We start from the raw sequence: 16,456 nt of genomic DNA on the forward strand, positions 1-16,456 counted from the left end.
CCCGCCTCCTTTATTCCGTTTTCCACTCAATCTGCTGTATCTGTCCTTCACTCAATGCAAAGCGCTCCCGGTCCTTCTCGAAAAAAACGGCATTCCGCATATTCGCTCCATGAAAATTCGCATGATACAGACGAGAATGGCGAAAATCCGCTCCTTCCAAATCAGCATATGCAAATTGGACACCGAGTAAGCCCGGTACACGATGTAGCTCGTCCGCACTTACTCCTTGTCCCTCGGCATAAGAGAAGATGGCTCCACTCAAGTCAGCATGACGAAAATCGGCATCACAAAGAAGCGAATGGCTGAAATCGGTGCGTTGAAGCTTGCTCTTTACCCATCTTGTTCCGAATAGGACACACTCATGGAACTGACTGTCCGTAAGATTACTGCCACTAAAATCGCAATAGCGCAAATCCAGTGCATCCACATTGCTTCGCGGCAAATCCATGTGGGCGAATGTTTCATGGGTGCAAAACGTTCCTTTTGGTTGCCCAAGCAGGCTTCTGCTCTCTTTCTCCTCCCGCTTGATTCGCTCTTCTACGTACACCACTTCGCTGATGTCTTTGAATTCGCCCACTCGTATGTACAGACGATCCGCTTTCCTAATCTGTTGGTACTCAGGCAGCTTGATAACTTCCGGAATCGCTACTCGGGAAAGCGCTGTGACAAACTGACAGAAAAGCTCCATTTCCTTTAGGACCATATACTCCACATCAGCTGCGTGTATGATCCCCATGTACATTTTTCGGCGTTCGTCCAGTAGCGAAATCAGCGTGGACACCTCTTGCAATGTCCACGCTGCATCGTATCGTGCATAGCATTCCACTGGCTCCCAGTACCATTGATCCGTATAAGCCTCTATTAAAAATGTGTGTGTGCCATCCAATACCGTTGTCCGAAGCAACGAGTAGTGAATAAAACCGACAGGGGGAAGCTCCTGATTGTTCTGCATGAAGTCAATATGCTGGAGCATTTGCCGAAAAGACTCCACGAACTCCTGGACGAGCTGATCCTTGTTTTGCTGGAAATAGCGCTCGAGTGCCGTTACGCTTTCAGCCAACGCTGGCCGGAAGGTGTTATCGTGCAGATGCTGGAGCGCTTCCTCTTTCTTCATCGATGTAAGTGCCCCCTCTAGTTCATCTTGATTTCCGAACCTTTCATCTCGATCTTTTCTTCCAATTTGATCGTATTTCCTTTTCCACTCAGTTCTACTTTATCCGCACTAATATGAAGAGAAGCAGCTGACAGTTTCATGTCCTTACCGGCTGTAATGTTCACATTCTGGCTGCTCTGGATATCGATTCCACTCGTATCACTGATCGTAATCGACATATCTCCTGTCGTGATCACAATTTTGTCCGGAGCCAGTACGATTTCCTTGCCATACTTGGTACGAAACGTTTTTACCGCAGGGTCCTTCATTCGGTCTCCACCGCCTCCTCCTCCTGCACTGCTTTTCGGTGAGGATTTCTGTTTGGGCGCTGGCTTGTCGTCGTCTGGTATTTCCTTGAGAACAGAGCTGATCGCGATACCGTCCTCTTCTTTTTTGCTCGGGAAATAAATCCGAATCTGGTCGTTCAGCTCTGGCATGACATACCATCCAGTTTGATCCTCGGAGGCATAAATGGTGGAGTAAGGGAACCAATATGCCGTGCTCTGATCCTGCTGATCATCCATGTCCAGCTTGGCCCGCACATTGTCCTTCTGGACTTGCAGCACCCGGCCTTGGATGGACGCCCCGATGATGGCATGGTTATACTGCTTCTTACGCGCCAGACCTAGGCGTGGATAAAGCTTGTACGTGTGTGTGACAATGCCTTCCTTCATCTCTGTGACCGCTTCTCCGACCACAAGTGGTCTGGATTTGAAGTTCACCTCATTGCCGACCTCCAGCACTCGTTCGCTCTGTACTTCATACACGGTATAGTCCTGGTCATCGATTCCTGGAACCTTGTTCTCAGCATCACTCTGATAATCCCCCACACGCTTATGCACCGTATAATGACTAACCGCAAGCTTTCCTTTATCTTGACCTTTTGGCAAACCGAAATAAAACTTGGGAATGTCAAAAGCCGTTGTCGGGATCAAACCTGTATAAAAGCGCGACGCCATCCTCTTCAGGAACTGCCAATCGGTTTCTTCATACTGCATGACAAACGTATTCAAAGCCTTTCCGTTCGTAACAGAGTCAATAAAATCAGCTTTTCCGTACCCGGACAGCACCGTTTTCACGAGCCCCGCATAGGTCATCGCCGGATTTTGAAACGAACGCTTTCTCGTTTTGACATCCAACAAATAGGTATGAGAAATTGCCTCCAGCGACAAGTAATAAATACCGCGAACCGCTTTAACATGGACGCGCAAGACGATGCCCTGGAACCATGTTTTCGGCTTGCCCGATTCATCCGCCAGTGCCACGCTGATCAGCGTTTGCGCATTTGTCTGGTTCACGTAGCTATCTTTTCGCTCTTCAGAAATAATCCCCGTGAGCGTCAGTCGCGCATGCTCGTTCATTTTTTTCACGACTTTCATCGTTTGCAGATGAGTAAATTCATAGGGCGAAACTTGTATATCTCCATAAGTGAGTGTTCGATTGCTCATGTATCCCCTCCCTGCCAGATGAACCCCCTTCTCCGATGCTCCTAGGGAAATGGATTCACCCTTCCAAATAAGACCATTATTTTACACACAATCTTACAATCGGTATTATTTGGGATTTTTTGAATGGGTCATTAGTCCTGAATGGTATGATTTGGAGGCAAAGGGAGAGGCTTTGTACCATTTCTTATCTGCTCGAGAGCCCGATGGAAGTCCTTCTTTTACCTCGAGTATTCCTGCGATTTGCAATTGCGCTACCATTTATAGGATGATAGGGGAATTCATAGAGATCAAACAAGGGAGAGAATCCAGGTGAACATAAAGAAAAATCAAGTATTTGTAGAATTGGAGATAGCGAATTTGAACAACACAGAACTTACATCCACGCTATATGAAATGTGCTACTCTCATAAAGAGTATGAAAACGATGTAATCGAGGTACATCAAGTTGTCGATCTGGGAAAGCATAAAGGCAAGTCGAGATACTTAATTATCATCAATATTACGCGAGATTTGGATAATCTCGGGGAAGAAATTGATAACCCTTATATCGTCAAAGGCCCTTGAATTTAGTTCAAGGGCCTTTCCTATTTACTCATAACGGCTTCCTGCAATTAAAATGGTAGCAAACAAATTCCAGTCTACATCTTCAAGATCAGCTAACATATTATCACAATCTTCAATCCATGACTCCATCCCACTTAGGAACTCTTCCAGGGACATATTCGCCCACTCTTTTTTATTTTGCTGATAATCCTTAATCAAGTGAGAAATGAATTGAACCATATCCTCTCTGCTCTCAACCGTACCCGCTCTCTCTAGAATATCCATGCGAAACTCCTCCTACCCCTATGTCTTTATCTTCTATTTTACTATAGATGTTCCAAAGGAGTTTGACGAATTGGGGAATGAAAAAAGCCCGCTGGCGTGCAACGGGCTTTCTGTCTCTTATGTGAGGGGGAACATCTGTCTAGTCAATAACAGGATTCGGGCTGTCACTATTCTCGGAGACGTTCCTTATTGAATAATCTCGGAAATCGCTTGCTTTTGCTCCAAAATCTCGGTTTGTACCTCGATCAGTTCTTTCAACAGATCAGCAGCCTCTTGCAAGGATGCAGCTGCTTGCTCCTTGTCACCGGACTTGAATACTTCTTTTGCTTCTTTCACTGCGTTTTTCTCATTTGTTTTCAGTTCTTTTGCTTGCTCTTTGTTCGCTTTCTTTTCTGTGCGGATTGGCTTCAATTCTTGGTTCATCTCTTTGAAAGAAGCTTTTTTCTCTTTTACCTGCGCCAATTCAGTTTGGACATGAGCGAGTTTTTCTTCGATAGCTGTATGGTTCGCGGCGATTTCAGCCTTGATGCTCGCTACCTTTTCTTTATCCTTTGCTTTCTTCGCTTCTTTCAATTCGGCAGACAGCGCCTTGTTCTCTTCTCGCAGCGGCTTTGTCTCTGCCAGCGCACTTTTCACGGTTTCACGTACTTCTGGCGTCACATCGCCCCAAAGAATGTCCCATGCTTGTTTGTTGGTCTGGGTTTGAGCTTTCAGTTTATCTTGGAGAGCTTTTTGCTCCACTTGTAGTGCTTTTAGTGCTTGAACTTCAGGCAGGCTCCTCCACCCTGCTTCTTTCCCTTCTTTCTCAGCGGCAAAAGCTCCTACGGCACTCGTTGCCAACAAGCTCGCTGCGATTACAGATACGGAAAGCATTTTTTTCATGTGTGAACACTCCCTGTCTACTATTGTTTCTTACAAACCAATCGTAACGTACGGGCATTGGGAATGTTCGGGATAACCTCGTGAAAAGTAAGGGGAAAGTGTGGGATTTGGGAAAAACACAAAAAGCCTAGGAGAGGCCTGGGCCGAGCTGGATTGCCATTCATTGAAAGCTATGTATACGGCTCTTCCTGATCGTCCGGTGTAAGCAAACTGCTCATTTGATTTTGCGCATGCAAAAAGACTGATTCCATCTCATTGTTGAAAGATGGACATCAGCCTTTGAAAGTTTACCAATTGATAATCAAGTTGTTTCTTGTTTATTTGATTTCTTATATGCTTATTTTTTTGGAGATTACATGGGTTTACACAAATTCTTGACAGACCCTTTTCCAGTCCAGTTTACATTATTCGTCGTCTTCCTCTACTAAAATATCATCCAATCTTTCTCTATCATCAGCAATTTGTCGTGACAATTCAAAGCTATTCATAAAATGTTCCAGTGGCAACTCTTCTTTGCAATCTTCATCCTGATCATAAAGTTTAAAATTAGCTTTATATTTAATTAAACCTTCTACTAAACCCTTCATTTTTTCCATCTCTTCATTATTAACATTATCAACTTCCATGAGAGAACTATTATTACTAATATGATTTTTTATCACTGATAGACTTAAAGCAGTGTGTTTCTTGATAGTCATTAACAAATTACTTGTACTTTCTGATTGGATTATTATGGTTATTTTAGTCAAAGAGAATTCCTCCTTCTAAAATATTCTATAAAAACGCCCATGCCAACAAATGAAGCTATTTACCTCTGTACAGCACCAGCAACATGATTCTGGACGGGAAAGTGGATCTCCAAGCGCCAAAAAGGCTTCTTCCTCCTCATCATTCAAGTGGAATAAGCCTTGGAAAGTTTATCATGTGATAGTTATGTTATTTATTGTAGGTACTTTTTATTGTAATGTACGGTTCTTTTTCCCCCATACATTGTCCTTATATTTTTCCACCCATTTCTTCGAACCAATCATTGAATATATGACTAGGTAATTTTTCAGGATCATTAGTATATTTTATCTCGTAACTATATTGAGCATTTAATTTGTTCTCAGATGCATCATAAATCACTTTCATCTCCGTGGGCATTTCCCTGTTATTTTTCTTACACAAATCACCAATTTCACGGAGATTTTTATTTAGAATGTTGAGTAACGTAACTTGTCTCTCTTTTGATATATCATAGATAGGTCTTGAATTACTATTAGTGTCTAATACTGCATCATTAACCTTGTGTTTTTTAACAATAACCTTGTTAATCTGATAAAATACATCTGTACTAAATTGTCCACACTCATTCGAAGCGTATATATAGATCATATCAGCTTTATTATTTACATACTCAAGACAAATGGACACCATATCTGCCTGTAGTTCTGAAAAATAATCTTCAAATACTTTTGTCATAGTCCAATCTCCTTTAATTTACTAAATCAAAAACTTTTAGCTCACCATCTATTATGTAATTTATATTAATACTAGACGCTCGTAGCGAATCCCCCTCATAATTTATGACGGATTGTCAAGCCAAGTGCGACAGAGCTTCAAGAATGATTCGTGAGCGGTTTTCCAGCCTAAACATTTTCTTGGTCGATTGTTAATGAGATGCAATACATGAACCAATTCTTCCACAGAGACCTCGGCGAAGTCTTTTCCTTTGGGGAAGAATTCACGGAGAAGTCCGTTAGCATTCTCGTTGGTGCCGCGTTGCCATGAAGAGTACGGATCGGCAAAGTAGACATCTAGGTCATGTGCTGATTCCAAACGTTCATAACAGGCAAATTCTTTTCCTCGATCAACAGTGGCTGTTTGAAACGTACCCTTGGGAAACGAGTCAGCCATTATACCAAATGCCTTCTCGAAAGACTTTGAGGTTCGATCAGGCATCTTGACGGCGAGATAGAGGCGGGTCTTACGCTCGGCAAAAGTAGCTACACATGCTTTACTTTTTCCTCGACTAGAAACTACCGTATCCAGTTCCCAATGACCAAAACTGTCGCGTTTTCTTACCTCTTTTGGGCGTTGCTGAATGGACTTACCCACGTTAAATCGGCCACGAGTTTCGCGAGGGTCTCGGCGTTTGCCTTTGTGACGTAAGGACAGTAGTATTTCCCTTGACCAAAAGGCCTTGATAGATCCAGCGGTATATCGTTTTAAACGAAACAGCCTGTTCTGAACATACCTGACGAATCCGTCCAGCAATCTGCTCAGGAGACCAGGTTTGCGCCAATTTCTCAGCAATGTAGGACTCCCGTTCAGTTGTCCATTTGCCACGGGAAACCGAACACTTTCGACGTTTATCGTAAGCTGCATGAGCAGCCTCAGCTTGATATTCATCTGCTCCACCTCCCCGATTTAACTCGCGGGCAATGGTAGAATGATGACGTTTGAGTTCAGTGGCAATGGCCCGGGTAGACCAACCAAGACGATGTAGCAATGCTAGCTGACTGCGCTCTGTTATGCTAAGATGTGAATAACTCATGATTGATTCCCCTGTGTAAATGTGGTGTGGTAACTTCATTTTACACGAATCAATCATGGGCCATTTTTTTACCTATGCGTTGGTGTCGCACTTCATATTACAATCCGTCTTATTTTTACGTCAACAGACACAAAAGGTTATCGATATCTGGTGACCCCCCAAACCTATCACCTGCCAAATGCTCTGTATGGTCACTAGGTTCCTCACCTGGCGTATTTGACTCATGTGGCAATCGTTCATCTCTTGTAGTTAATTTCAGATCATCCGCTTTAAAGCTTTCAATTTTGCCCAGATGATCAGTTTCATAGTCATATTTGTGTTCACCTGCTTTATACTTCACATTCGGTTTAAGTTTTCCTGTTTCATCAAATGGATTATCGACAATTGTTTAATAAGAGCATTTCCGGATCCATCAATTTCAGGCGGCTTTTGATTCGACTTCTGTCCAGTTGGTCCCCTGAAGACATTGCCCTCCTCGCTCTTCTTAGGTGCTACAGTTAATATGGAAATTTCTGTAATACAAGAAAAAGAAGATTACAAAAAACAGGTCAACCATGGTATTATCTGACCATAATCGACCTGTTAAACGTAACGCTATTGCATTAAATAGGGTATAAAATTCAAGCATGTGCGTACAACCAAAATGAAGAAACCTTTATACGGGTATTACATGGGTTAAGTGTGTTATTTAATTAGCAACATCTTGATAGCCTACTTCAGTTACTTTTTCGTCTAATAATCTGAGTCCAACACCATTTTCAACATCCCATGTGCACTTAAATAGTACTCCCATATCTCGACCTTCATAAATCCCTGCATATGGAACAACAATACTATCTAAACTTATCATTTCAAGAATTTTGTCCGTTGTTTCCACAAGCGGATAGTTCTCATCAATTGCTATATCATAACCTAACTCATGTCGCTTTTCTTTATAATATTCTAAAATGGGTTGCAAGAAGCTTGGGTGCAATTCGTCCCAATTTTCCATTAAAGATTGATATGCTTTGTACTGATCTTCTTCGAATTCTCCATCTTCGTCACCTTTAATAATAAGTGCAATCTCCACTTCTTTTCCAAAAAAATTTATATTGGTATCTTTAGACCAAATATAGTCATAATCAAGTTCTCCAAAAATCGGATCATTTTTTTTCATAGTAAAATCCCCTACTACCCTCGTTTATTGGCAAATCGGCCAGGCTCAAAAGCGCCCGTATTTATCTCTCCAACACCGCCAAGGTGACCAAATTTACCATTTATAATTGTTGGAACAAGTTGTATTGTTTTGACGTCATTTAATTCATGCCATGTAAATTTGTTTCTTTCCCTGTATTTTTCTATATCTTTTGCAGTTATTCCTCCCGACTCCATTCCAAATTGACGAGCTAGTTCAGGAGAATTGTTGAGCTGGTCAGCTAATTTAGAATCTGCTTGTACAAAGTTATAAGCTCTAGCTTTTCCACCAAAATCTTTCCTATCAATAACTTTTCCACCTAACATATATTCAATTTCGAATTGTCCTTTTGCAACTGGTGAAAAATCGGGAACCGCATTTTTATATTGTGTACCATCAATCCCAGCATCGTCTAATATCTTCTTGATCTTAGGGTCAGCGGTGGCTTAAGGATAGCTTTTGACTCCCCTCTCGCTCCTTCAAACCCAATTTTCGGATTATCAGGAGCTGGAGTTTGCCTATATCTTGCTTCGTATGAACTTGCAAATTCAGTTTGTTTGAAAGCTGGTGGAGCATCATCAATTTTACTCGTCCCATCAGTTTCAGGCGGCTTTTGATTCGGCTTCTGCCCATTCGGTCCACCATATGTTTCGCGCCACTTCAGTTGGTTCTCCGTAGGGGCAAGCTCTACCACATCTTTTTTATTCGAGAATTTTAGTGGAAACCCTTCCGCCGATTGTAACTGAGGGCCTAAACTATCCGCTACATTCTGCAAGCCTTCTTGCATATCATCGCGCAGCTTCCTAGCCTTTTGCTTGAGCTGTTCCTTCATCTGTGTTGCCTTGTTGATGACAGCATCTTTTGCGGCTATGATGCTAGCGTACAACTGCTCCTTAATTCGCTGAACTGCTTGCATCACATCCATCTCGTCTAGTGTTTTGCGGGCAGCCGTCAAGACTTTCCCTCCGGTACTTTCGACAGCATTTGCTACGTTCTTTACAACATCCGCTGCGGAATCCGCCACCTCAAGCACTTTCTGTCCCGCTTTCGTTCCCTTTAGTGCTTTATGCGCTATGGCCCCTAACTTGGCTCCGGTTGCCGCCCAGCCTGCAAAGGGGATACACGCTGCCAGAGATAGTGCCGCTCCTGCATAGTCTCCTCGTGCGAGCGAGATTCCTGCATTCGCTAAGTCCGCTATTTCTCCCAGACCCGGAATGAGTCCCACAACATCCAGCGCTAACTGTACACCATCCAGAAATCCACCCCAGCCAGACTCTTCCTCTTCCTGCTGCTCCTCTTCCTCTTCTTCCTCCTCCTGCGGCAAATCCTCCACAACCACAGGTGCCTTCGTCAGCCCTACCATCTCAATCTTCGGCGCTTGAAGATCTACTTCTCCGTCCAAAATCATGCTTCTGATGCTGCACATGAGGTAGATCGCTTCCTTGGCCTTGATCTCGACCTTCGTATCTGACGTAATCTCCATATCCTTTTCCGAGGAAAATATGATTGGATGCATACTGTGAATCTCGATGCCGTCCTCTTCGTGCAGTTTGATAAAAATATTGCCTTCTTCGCTTTCTTTCGCCTGTTATTTTGAACATACAAAAAGGCTTACTCCTCCTGGTATGGCAAGTTGGAATAAGCCTTTGAAAGTTTATAGACTTGTTTTTCATGTTTTTAGTGTTTGGTTTGTTGGTTTTGTACGATCTTGTTGCTAGGGTTGTAAACCATTTATACTCAAAATTATTGATAGACTGGGAGACCCGAGCCTTCTTAAATTGAGCCATTAAAGAGATTTACTTTTTATCTCCTCAAACCATTGATCAGCAAAGTCATCAGCCGTTTTTATATCATCATTTGTGTGCACTAAATTATACTTGTATTCAGCTTGAAACTTGCCACTCGTAGCATCATATATTAATTTCATCTCAGTTGGCATGTCTTTTTCAAATTCTTTACACAATTCTTCAATTTTTTCTATATTATCATTGATAATATTTAATACCATAAACTGTCTTTCTGTAGAAACATCATAACTTTCGTCCCCATCCTCCAATACATCATTCAACTTATGACACTCTACATATTTATTATTAATTAAATAATAGAAACTGCTCGATATCATATCTTCTTCACATGAAGCATAAACATATACTTTATTGGCCCTTTCTCCAACATATTCCATACATATGGATATCATATCTGCTTGCAATTCACTAAACCTTTCTTCAAATTCTTTCATAACTACATTCCACTCCTTTTAAAAATTTTTAAATTTTGCACTACCTGCTTTACCATCAATAGTGTACTTAACAATAAATTTGTCCGGGCGCATATTATTACCAGAGTAAACTATCTCAACATCAATTGTTACTTTTTTGGGAGGTTCTTCTTTGGCGGAATAAGTCTGTAAAGCAATTATGGTAGTCGTTTTATCACTTTGCTTTATGTCGAATTGAATGATACTTCATCCAGCTTTTCCTGATATTCCGAAGTGAGCCACTATTCATTGAGTTTTGGAAATGCAAAAAATGCTCATTCCATCTCAGAGTTTAAGTCGGAATGAGCATTTGCAGTTGTCTCACACGTTCTTGTGCAGATGAGATAAAAACGAATTACAATCCATTCTATTTTTTCTACATTAGCTGTTATCAGGAATAAACAACTTACTTGTAAAATCTGTAAAGCTATCAGCAATTACGACAATAAATTCTTCTTTTAACTCCTTATCTTCCTCAAAATAATCCATGTCACAAAAATAAACTTTTCCTACATCATTCCCTCCTACCGATAAACAGATTAAACTATCGGCTGGATCAATCCCTATAGGAAGAAAGTTAGAGGGTACAATTTTACCAATAGTATACATTCTATATTTGTTTTCTAAATTCATCTCTGCCTGTTCTGATAAAGGAAAATACATCATTATTGATGAAGTTATTTTACCATCTTGAGTTTCAAATCTCCTCGCACTAGGTTTTCCACCATTATGTTTCAAAAGAAATTCTTTGTAGTCGCTAGGGAGTATTATGTTATTTCTTTTCTCAAATCCTTCGATGTCCTCTCTATTTAACTCTTGAAATGTATAATCAAATTTAATTCCCATTTTTACCCTCCATTATCTTTATTTTCTTCTAAAGAATACATTCTCTCCAATAACTCCGTAAATGATCTACATATTGGAGTTATTGCGTTCTCTATTTTTTCTTCATGATCATAAAAAACTATCTGAGGTTTGTCTAAAGAATTACGAAAATCAAAGCAAAGTAAATTTCCAAACGGATCTCTGCCAAATGGTACTATTCCCATGGTACCCGGAACATCTTTAAAGTCAAAAAACATTTGAATATTTAATACTTCATCAGTAAAACTAATTAAATCATTAAAAACTCCCTGTGTCCCATTGTCAAAATCGAATTTATTGGGTTTTGGGTATCCACCGTTATATTTCTGAACGCATTCCCTATAGTCTGACGGAAACCTCACACCAAACGTATTCTCAACAGAAGATATTGTCTTTTCATCAACAGTTTTTTCTACAAACATCCAACTAATCAATCCCATGATAACATCTCCAGAATTTTCTTTTTGATTTGACCCTTTCTACCTGCCTCTCCTCCACCCCAAATCGCTCTTCCTCCTGTATGACCGGCTACTTGATGTTCAAAATAGTCAACAATTTGCATCCTCCCACTATCTTGATGATGATGCCATGTCAACGTTTTTGGGACGGAGCCATTTTTAAATAGTTCAATTTCCTCTTTAGTAAATTTTTTCGCTAGGTCTGGGTTCTTTATGATTTCCTCATAGAGTTTTTTTGACAAATAATCAAATTGTACTCCATCCGGCTCCAAGTACAGTTTTTCAGGCAGTGAAATTTCGTGTTTAGAATTAAATATTGGGAACCCAGCTTTATCATAAGTTACTTTGTATTCTTTTCCATTTTTCTTTGAGACAAATGTATAAGTTGTCGTGCCATCTTCATTCCTAACTTTGTTTTTATATGTTCTTGGTTTATTCGGAACTCTTGTATAAGCTGGTTGATTTCGAGCAGCATCTTCCATTGCTTTGTCTATTGCTTTTTGTTGCTCTTCTTTTGAAGGTTTAGATTTAGTCTCAGGCGGCTTCTCCGGCGGCTTTTGATTCGGCTTCTGCCCATTCGGTCCCCCATATGTTTCGCGCCACTTCAGTTGGTTCTCCGTAGGGGCAAGCTCCACTACATCTTTTTTATTCGAGAATTTTATTGGAAACCCTTCCGCCGATTGTAACTGAGGCCCTAAACTATCCGCTACATTCTGCAAGCCTTCTTGCATATCATCGCGCAGCTTCCTAGCTTTCTGCTTAAGCTGTTCTTTCATCTGTGTTGCCTTGTTGATGACTGCATCTTTTGCGGCCATGACGCTAGCGTACAACTGCTCCTTTATTCGCTGGACGGCTTGCATCACATCCATCTCGTCTAGTGTTTTGCGGGCAGCAGTCCAGACCTTCCCTACGGTACTTTCGACGGCATTTGCTACGTTCTTCACAACATCCGCCGCTGAGTCTGCTACCTCAAGCACTTTCTGTCCCGCTTTCGTTCCCTTAAGTGCTTTATGCGCCTTTGCTCCCAGCTTGGCTCCGGTAGCCGCCCAGCCGGCAAAAGGGATACACGCCGCCAGAGATAGCGCCGCTCCTGCATAGTCTCCTCGTGCGAGCGAGATTCCTGCATTCGCTAAGTCCGCTATTTCTCCCAGACCCGGAATGAGTCCCACAACATCCAGCGCTAACTGTACACCATCCAGAAATCCACCCCAGCCAGACTCTTCCTCTTCCTGCTGCTCCTCTTCCTCTTCTTCCTCTTGCGGCAAATCCTCCACAACCACAGGCGCCTTCGTCAGCCCTACCATCTCAATCTTCGGCGCTTGAAGATCTACTTCTCCATCCAAAATCATGCTGCTGGTGCTGCACATGAGGTAGATCGCTTCCTTGGCCTTGATCTCAACCTTGGTATCTGACGTAATCTCCATATCCTTTTCCGAAGAAAAAACGATAGGATGCATGCTGTGAATCTCGATGCCGTCCTCTTCATGCAGCTTGATAAAAATATTGCCTTCTTCACTCTCTTTTGCCGTGAGAACGAGCTCCTTGCCGCCCATCATCAGCTCTTTGCCGAAGTTTGTTCCCCAGTACTTGATGCCAGGATTGCCCGTTTTCGCCGTGCTGCCTCCACCTTTTCGCACGGAGCTGACTGCCATGGCGCCTTCTTCATCTGGTGTGGAGAAGTACAGCTTGACGGAGTCGCCCATTTGCGGCATGCAGTGAAAACCGCTGTTGCCCTCTGCTGAATAGACCGTGGCATACGGGAACCAGCTCGCCTCTGCCTTGGGCTGCTTCGGATCGATGTTGAGGTGGATTTTGACGGTATCCTTCTGGATGTCGATGATCTTGCCTTCCAAAGCTGCGCCGCAGATATCGTCGTTGCGGATGGGATTTTGTCGGATGCCTGCTTCGGGCATGAGCTGATAGGTGTGAATGAGAAGGGCATGGTCGATTCTGGTGGTAGACCCGGCGACAACCAGCTCTTTGCCCTGGTAGTTCACGCGGTCTCCGAGCTGGAGAACCTGTCCGCTTTCGACTTCATAGGTGAGAAAATCGTTTTCCGACATGCCCGCCGCGTAGCCGTTTTCGGTCGTTTCCATATAGGGCGACAGCCTTTTGCTGACGGTGTAGCTGGCGTCTGTCAGTTGGGCAGTGCGTCCCTCGGGCAAGCCGAACCAGAACTTGGGCGTATCCGCCACCGCTTCAGCGACGAGAATAGAGCCGAAACGAGAGGCCAGACGCTTCAAGAACTGCCAGTCTGTCTCTTGATACTGAATGGCGATGGTCCCAAGCGGCGCTCCGTTCGAAGCATGGTCCAAATAATCCGAACCGGGATAGTCCTTCGTGATTTCGTCGAGCAGGCTCGCATAGCTCATTTTTTTGTTTTGAAAAGAGCGTAGCTTGCGCTGGCCGTCCATTCGCTGCGTGTGCGAGACCGCTTCCAGCTCCAAATGATACACGCCGTGAATAAAGTTCACACTGACGGAATCCACGAGTCCCTTGAACAGTGTCTTCGTCAGCGAACCGTTTTCCACCAAATTCAGCGCGACTGTATCCTCACTCGTCGCCATCTCGATGTACCGATCGCTTTTCTCCTCCGGGATGATTCCGGTGACGAACAATCTGGCGTGCTCATTTACTTTCTTCACGATTCTGACATCTTGCAGGCTTTGGATTTCAAAGGGTGAGACCAACTGGATATTCTCGTATCCAGCCAGCTTCTCTGTCGTCTTCATACAATCCCCCTCACGATTGCTCCTGTCCGTCGTCTTCGATGCGAATGCAGCCTCCATATACGCACATGTTCGTGCTGGTGTTTAACAGGGCGGGATGATTTTCCACGAGTACATCTGCCTTGCCTTCGATCCAGGGCATTGTCACCATGGGAATGCATGGCATCGGCTTGAGTACGCCGTTGTTGGCAGCAGTAGCAGCCGCGACGGTTGGATTTTTCTCGCATTTGCATTTGCCAAACGGCATGATGTTCACTTGCGGCATATAGTCATTCACGTTCATCTGTGCCTGGTTGCGAATGTACACGCCATGACTAAAGGGTGTTTTCAGCTTGTTCTTCTGGCTCCCGTAGTCGCACGTGAGAATCGCTCCTGCCACGACGTAGCTTTTCTTCGGAGCGGACGATGGCACTACGTTGACATCTTCAATCATGGGCATGACTGATTCTCCTCTCTGCTTGCTCTGCTTTTTTCAAGCGGATACCGAAAAAGTCTCTGCGCAGCAAAGCCTCCGCCAGCCGCAAATCGATGAGGATATACGGTTCACGAATCCCTTCGATTTGAAAAATCGTATGGCGTCCAATCTTTTCTGGATCAAGAACCAGCCTTTTAAGCGAGCCGTCCCTGTGAAATTCGCTTTGCTCTGACAAACAGTTCACACGCGGCAGGATCATCATCCAGTACAAATCCTGCTTGATCCGCTCCCTGTCTACCAGCACGACGGATTTGACGAACAGCTTCGGCGCGAACTTGTGGATGATTGTCTTTAAGCGGTTGGAATAGAGCGGGATCGGTCTATCAAGAAAATCCAGATAGTCGTTCTCTTTCTTTTGCTTGATGTCGAACTGGATGATCGCCTCATCCAGCTCTTCCTGATAATCCGGGGTGAGCCACTCCTGCCGGATGACGTCAAAAACGTTGGTTGGCTCTACCGCACTCGCTATGCGCTCGTCCTGTGACAAGATGAAATAATTCATACCTGACTCCCCTCTCGCCAAACGACATGTCGCTCCTGAAGCTCATCCAACAGAATAGACTCCCTAGATTCCTTCGAGAATACGGCTCTCTCCAGAAGCGCTCCGCTAAAATTCGCTCCGGTCAAAATCGCATCGGTAAAGTCTGCGCCGCGCAGATCGGCTCCAGTAAAATCAGTCCCGGTCAAGTACGCCCCGATGAACAAGACACCATCAAAACCGGGCATCTCCCACGCATCTGGCTCCAAAAGGCCCCTTGGCCCGGATGCTTCACGAAAGCTCGCGCCTAGCAGATTCGCTCCGGAAAAATCCGCTCCGTGAATGAGACTGTCGCCGAAATCAACCGCTTTTAGCTGGGCACGATGCCATCTCGTTCCGACCAAAACACTTTCGCGCAGGGTTGCATTCGTTAAGTGACTGTCCGACAAGTCCGAATAGCGCAGGTCCAAACTGTCGAAATGCCCTTGTGCCAAATCGAGACCAGCCAAAACCTTGTAGCCGTATTCCAGCTCTTGCTTCTCCTCCAGCCAAGCACGGATCATCTCGGAATCTTTGTGGCGAGTGTCCAGACAGTACACGATCTCGCTTTGATCCAAATATTCTCCGACACGCACCTCCAACTCCGGCTCCTTGTCCACCTGTTGGAAGACCTCCAGCTGAACAGCCTTCACCATGGCATAACGGATCAGGTGGACTACATATTGATGAAACTTCTCTGCCTCCACGAGCTTGATTCGCTCAATATCGGGAAGTTTTACGTGTCCGGCATATGCTCTTGCAGCCTCGTCCCATTCTTCTGCAAGCCGATCCAAAAACCGGAAAGCCCAGCTCGCATCATAGCTGGTTTGACACTCCACCGGATCGAAAAACCAACTGCTGTCCGTAGCTTCCAGCAAATAATGACTGCTTCCAAGAAGAAGCTCCGTCCGCAGCATGGAATAGGTCAAGTACGCCAGCTTGCCCTTTGTCCCTTGCTCCTGCTTATCCATCACGCGTCTGCATATTGCTTCAAAGGAACGGAGAAATTCTTTTGCCAGCCTCTCTTTATTCGCCTGATAGTATGCATCCAAGGCATGCAGGCTGGCGATGGTTCTCTTCGGCACCTCGTGCTCCTTGAAATGCTGCAAGGCTTCCTCTCTCTCCATGC

Annotated in this window: 16 protein-coding genes and 2 pseudogenes; 1 reads left to right on the forward strand and 17 read right to left on the reverse strand. The window is 43.9% G+C overall.

From position 1 onward, the window contains the following. Positions 1-10: 10 nt before the first annotated feature. Both C7R92_RS10235 and C7R92_RS10240 read right to left on the reverse strand, forming a co-directional pair. Positions 11-1,114 carry a pentapeptide repeat-containing protein gene (locus C7R92_RS10235; RefSeq protein WP_106834173.1) on the reverse strand — a complete coding sequence of 368 codons (1,104 nt, stop codon included), beginning with the start codon at positions 1,112-1,114 and terminating at the stop codon, positions 11-13. Positions 1,115-1,131: 17 nt separating this feature from the next. After that, the gene (locus tag C7R92_RS10240) at positions 1,132-2,601 is read right to left on the reverse strand and encodes a contractile injection system protein, VgrG/Pvc8 family (protein WP_106834174.1); all 1,470 of its coding nucleotides are present in this window, start codon (positions 2,599-2,601) and stop codon (positions 1,132-1,134) included. Between the two features lie 309 nt (positions 2,602-2,910). Here C7R92_RS10240 and C7R92_RS10245 point away from each other — a divergent pair, with 309 nt between their 5' ends. Continuing rightward, a complete protein-coding gene (locus C7R92_RS10245) occupies positions 2,911-3,165 on the forward strand; it encodes a hypothetical protein (RefSeq protein WP_106834175.1) in 255 nt (84 codons plus the stop codon). Positions 3,166-3,189: 24 nt separating this feature from the next. Here the strand turns inward: C7R92_RS10245 and C7R92_RS10250 are convergent, their stop codons facing one another. The 15 genes and pseudogenes from C7R92_RS10250 to C7R92_RS10330 all read right to left on the reverse strand — a co-directional run bounded on the left by C7R92_RS10250 (position 3,190) and on the right by C7R92_RS10330 (position 16,454). Further along, positions 3,190-3,429 (reverse strand): DUF7660 family protein, encoded by a 240-nt coding sequence (locus tag C7R92_RS10250; RefSeq protein WP_056493578.1) that lies wholly within the window; start codon positions 3,427-3,429, stop codon positions 3,190-3,192. Positions 3,430-3,615: 186 nt separating this feature from the next. Beyond that, complete coding sequence (locus tag C7R92_RS10255; protein ID WP_106834176.1) at positions 3,616-4,311, reverse strand: hypothetical protein; 696 nt, start codon at positions 4,309-4,311, stop codon at positions 3,616-3,618. Positions 4,312-4,715: 404 nt separating this feature from the next. Then, the gene (locus C7R92_RS10260) at positions 4,716-5,060 is read right to left on the reverse strand and encodes a hypothetical protein (protein WP_106834177.1); all 345 of its coding nucleotides are present in this window, start codon (positions 5,058-5,060) and stop codon (positions 4,716-4,718) included. A gap of 247 nt (positions 5,061-5,307) precedes the next feature. After that, positions 5,308-5,775, reverse strand: a complete 468-nt coding sequence (locus C7R92_RS10265; RefSeq protein WP_106834178.1) for a DUF600 domain-containing protein — start codon at positions 5,773-5,775, stop codon at positions 5,308-5,310. 115 nt (positions 5,776-5,890) lie between these two features. Next, positions 5,891-6,850, reverse strand: a pseudogene (locus C7R92_RS10270) (IS30 family transposase). 115 nt (positions 6,851-6,965) lie between these two features. Continuing rightward, positions 6,966-7,190 (reverse strand): DNA/RNA non-specific endonuclease, encoded by a 225-nt coding sequence (locus C7R92_RS10275; RefSeq protein ID WP_106834179.1) that lies wholly within the window; start codon positions 7,188-7,190, stop codon positions 6,966-6,968. Positions 7,191-7,538: 348 nt separating this feature from the next. After that, positions 7,539-8,006 (reverse strand): DUF6985 domain-containing protein, encoded by a 468-nt coding sequence (locus tag C7R92_RS10280; RefSeq protein ID WP_106834180.1) that lies wholly within the window; start codon positions 8,004-8,006, stop codon positions 7,539-7,541. A 14-nt stretch (positions 8,007-8,020) separates the two neighbouring features. Next, positions 8,021-8,607: pseudogene (locus C7R92_RS10285) on the reverse strand (HNH endonuclease). Positions 8,608-9,810: 1,203 nt separating this feature from the next. Continuing rightward, on the reverse strand, positions 9,811-10,266 hold the full coding sequence (locus C7R92_RS10295) for an immunity protein YezG family protein (protein ID WP_106834181.1): 456 nt from the start codon (positions 10,264-10,266) through the stop codon (positions 9,811-9,813). A 399-nt stretch (positions 10,267-10,665) separates the two neighbouring features. After that, positions 10,666-11,130, reverse strand: a complete 465-nt coding sequence (locus tag C7R92_RS10305; protein ID WP_069848049.1) for an SMI1/KNR4 family protein — start codon at positions 11,128-11,130, stop codon at positions 10,666-10,668. A 2-nt stretch (positions 11,131-11,132) separates the two neighbouring features. Then, positions 11,133-11,588, reverse strand: coding sequence for an SMI1/KNR4 family protein (locus C7R92_RS10310; protein ID WP_106834182.1), 456 nt, complete (start codon positions 11,586-11,588; stop codon positions 11,133-11,135). Further along, positions 11,579-14,338 carry an HNH endonuclease gene (locus tag C7R92_RS10315; protein ID WP_106834183.1) on the reverse strand — a complete coding sequence of 920 codons (2,760 nt, stop codon included), beginning with the start codon at positions 14,336-14,338 and terminating at the stop codon, positions 11,579-11,581. The genes C7R92_RS10310 and C7R92_RS10315 overlap by 10 nt, the downstream gene beginning before the upstream one ends. Positions 14,339-14,348: 10 nt before the next feature. Next, complete coding sequence (locus tag C7R92_RS10320; protein ID WP_106834184.1) at positions 14,349-14,774, reverse strand: DUF4280 domain-containing protein; 426 nt, start codon at positions 14,772-14,774, stop codon at positions 14,349-14,351. Further along, positions 14,761-15,312 (reverse strand): imm11 family protein, encoded by a 552-nt coding sequence (locus C7R92_RS10325; RefSeq protein ID WP_106834185.1) that lies wholly within the window; start codon positions 15,310-15,312, stop codon positions 14,761-14,763. The genes C7R92_RS10320 and C7R92_RS10325 overlap by 14 nt, the downstream gene beginning before the upstream one ends. Further along, the gene (locus C7R92_RS10330) at positions 15,309-16,454 is read right to left on the reverse strand and encodes a pentapeptide repeat-containing protein (RefSeq protein WP_106834186.1); all 1,146 of its coding nucleotides are present in this window, start codon (positions 16,452-16,454) and stop codon (positions 15,309-15,311) included. Before C7R92_RS10330 ends, C7R92_RS10325 begins: the two co-directional genes overlap by 4 nt. Positions 16,455-16,456 lie beyond the last annotated feature (2 nt).

It is taken from the genome of Brevibacillus porteri, assembly GCF_003013475.1.
Lineage (GTDB): Bacteria > Bacillota > Bacilli > Brevibacillales > Brevibacillaceae > Brevibacillus > Brevibacillus porteri.

Excerpts from the sequence above, each read along its gene's own strand:
- C7R92_RS10320 (WP_106834184.1), bottom strand. The coding sequence starts at position 14,774 with ATGCCCATGATTGAAGATGTCAACGTAGTGCCATCGTCCGCTCCGAAG.
- C7R92_RS10240 (WP_106834174.1), bottom strand. The coding sequence starts at position 2,601 with ATGAGCAATCGAACACTCACTTATGGAGATATACAAGTTTCGCCCTAT.
- C7R92_RS10250 (WP_056493578.1), bottom strand. The coding sequence starts at position 3,429 with ATGGATATTCTAGAGAGAGCGGGTACGGTTGAGAGCAGAGAGGATATG.
- C7R92_RS10325 (WP_106834185.1), bottom strand. The coding sequence starts at position 15,312 with ATGAATTATTTCATCTTGTCACAGGACGAGCGCATAGCGAGTGCGGTA.
- C7R92_RS10265 (WP_106834178.1), bottom strand. The coding sequence starts at position 5,775 with ATGACAAAAGTATTTGAAGATTATTTTTCAGAACTACAGGCAGATATG.
- C7R92_RS10235 (WP_106834173.1), bottom strand. The coding sequence starts at position 1,114 with ATGAAGAAAGAGGAAGCGCTCCAGCATCTGCACGATAACACCTTCCGG.
- C7R92_RS10330 (WP_106834186.1), bottom strand. The coding sequence starts at position 16,454 with ATGGAGAGAGAGGAAGCCTTGCAGCATTTCAAGGAGCACGAGGTGCCG.
- C7R92_RS10295 (WP_106834181.1), bottom strand. The coding sequence starts at position 10,266 with ATGAAAGAATTTGAAGAAAGGTTTAGTGAATTGCAAGCAGATATGATA.
- C7R92_RS10255 (WP_106834176.1), bottom strand. The coding sequence starts at position 4,311 with ATGAAAAAAATGCTTTCCGTATCTGTAATCGCAGCGAGCTTGTTGGCA.
- C7R92_RS10305 (WP_069848049.1), bottom strand. The coding sequence starts at position 11,130 with ATGGGAATTAAATTTGATTATACATTTCAAGAGTTAAATAGAGAGGAC.
- C7R92_RS10280 (WP_106834180.1), bottom strand. The coding sequence starts at position 8,006 with ATGAAAAAAAATGATCCGATTTTTGGAGAACTTGATTATGACTATATT.
- C7R92_RS10315 (WP_106834183.1), bottom strand. The coding sequence starts at position 14,338 with ATGAAGACGACAGAGAAGCTGGCTGGATACGAGAATATCCAGTTGGTC.
- C7R92_RS10310 (WP_106834182.1), bottom strand. The coding sequence starts at position 11,588 with ATGGGATTGATTAGTTGGATGTTTGTAGAAAAAACTGTTGATGAAAAG.